The sequence below is a fragment of the Kitasatospora sp. NE20-6 genome (assembly GCF_045862635.1).
In genome coordinates this window covers 1-1,765 of sequence record NZ_BPRL01000154.1, presented here as the reverse complement: position 1 = coordinate 1,765, position 1,765 = coordinate 1, and the positions used below count along the sequence as shown (strand labels likewise).

The following is a 1,765-nucleotide window of genomic DNA, read 5'->3' as shown; positions in this document are numbered from 1 at the left end:
CCCGCCCGCTCGTACACCGGACACACGTTCAGACACGCCGAACAACGGATGCAGCGCAGCGCCTGCCGGCCGACCTCGTCGGCCAGCGTCGCGGTACGGCCGTTGTCGAGCAGCACCAGATGGAACTCCCGCGGCCCGTCGCCGTCGGTGGTACCGGTCCAGGTCGAGGTGTACGGGTTCATCCGCTCCGCGGTCGAGGAACGCGGCAACAACTGCAGGAACACCTCCAGATCCCGCCAGGTCGGAATGACCTTCTCGATGCCGACCACCGAGATCAGCGTCTCCGGCAGGGTCAGACACATCCGCCCGTTGCCCTCCGACTCCACCACCACCAGCGTCCCGGTCTCCGCGACCAGGAAATTCGCACCCGACACCGCAACCCTCGCCCGCAGGAACTTCTCCCGCAGATGCAGCCGCGCCGCCTCCGCCAGATCCGCCGGCGCCTCGGTCAGCCCCTCGGGCGCCGGACGGCCCCAACGACCCATCGCCTCCACGAAGATGTCCCGGATCTCCCCACGGTTACGATGGATCGCCGGCACCAGGATGTGCGAGGGCAGATCATCCCCCAACTGCACGATCAGCTCCGCGAGATCCGTCTCGTAGGCGGTGATGCCCTCCGCGGCCAGCGCCTCGTTCAGCCCGATCTCCTGCGTCGCCATCGACTTGACCTTGACGACCTCACTCTCGCCCTTCGCCTTCACCAGGCCCGCGACGATCCGGTTCGCCTCCGCCGCATCCACCGCCCAGTGCACCACCCCCCCGGCCGCCGTCACCGCCGCCTCCGCCTCCAGCAGATACCGGTCCAGCCGGGCGAGCGTCCGGTCCTTGATCTCCCTGCCCGCCGCACGGAGTCCGGCCCAGTCGTCGAGTTCACCCACCGCCACGGCCCGCTTGTCACGGATCGTCCGGGTGGCACGGGTCAGATTCGCCCGCAACCGCCCGTCCCTCGTGGAAACCTTCGCAGCCTCCGGAAAAGCGGGCATGCCCAGGTAGGTGCCGCTCATGCGAACATCCCCGTCCCCGTCGAAGCCAGGATCTCCGCGATGTGCACCGCCCGCACCGGCGCACCCTGCCGACGCAGGGTGCCACCGACGTGCAGCAGACACGAGTTGTCCGCCCCGCACAACACCTCCGCACCCGTCCCGAGCGCACCGCGGACCTTGTCCGCCCCCATCGCCGCCGACACGTCCGGATTCTTCACCGCGAACGTCCCACCGAACCCGCAGCACTCCTCCGCACCCGGCAACTCCCGCAACTCCAAACCCCTCACCGCCTCCAACAGCCGCCGCGGCCGCTCCCCCAGCCCCAGCACCCGCAACCCGTGACACGACGGGTGATACGTCACCGTGTGCGGAAAGTACGCCCCCACATCGACCACCCCCAGCACATCCACCAGGAACTCCGTCAACTCGAACACCCGCGGCACCAAGTCAGCCGCAACATCGGCCAGTTCACTCCCCCGACCCTCCGCCACCGCCTTCGCCCCGATCCGCGGATAGTTCTCCCGCACCATCGCCGCACACGACCCCGACGGCGTCACCACGTACTCGCAGCCGTCGAAGACACGGCCCATCCTGCGCACCAGCGGCTCGGTCCCCCGCCGGTAACCGGTGTTGAACTGCGGCTGCCCGCAACACGTCTGCGCCACCGGGAAATCCACCACCACCCCCAACCGCTCCAGCAGAGCCACCACCGCCCGGCCCGTGTCCGGGAAGAGGGCATCGTTGACACAGGTGACGAAGAGTGCGACACGCATCACAGCTCC

General features: G+C 69.0%; 2 protein-coding genes. Both read right to left on the bottom strand.

Annotated features, from left to right (window positions below; translation table 11 throughout):
• Positions 1–1,004 (bottom strand): LUD domain-containing protein (locus SNE206_RS39910; RefSeq protein WP_407918493.1); only part of this gene is annotated, 1,004 nt, incomplete at its 3' end.
• On the bottom strand, positions 1,001–1,756 hold the full coding sequence (locus tag SNE206_RS39905) for a (Fe-S)-binding protein (RefSeq protein WP_407918494.1): 756 nt from the start codon (positions 1,754–1,756) through the stop codon (positions 1,001–1,003). The genes SNE206_RS39910 and SNE206_RS39905, both read right to left, overlap by 4 nt.
• Positions 1,757–1,765 lie beyond the last annotated feature (9 nt).

Bases quoted from the DNA above. Each gene is read 5' to 3' on its own strand.
- SNE206_RS39905 (WP_407918494.1), bottom strand. From the start codon at position 1,756: ATGCGTGTCGCACTCTTCGTCACCTGTGTCAACGATGCCCTCTTCCCG.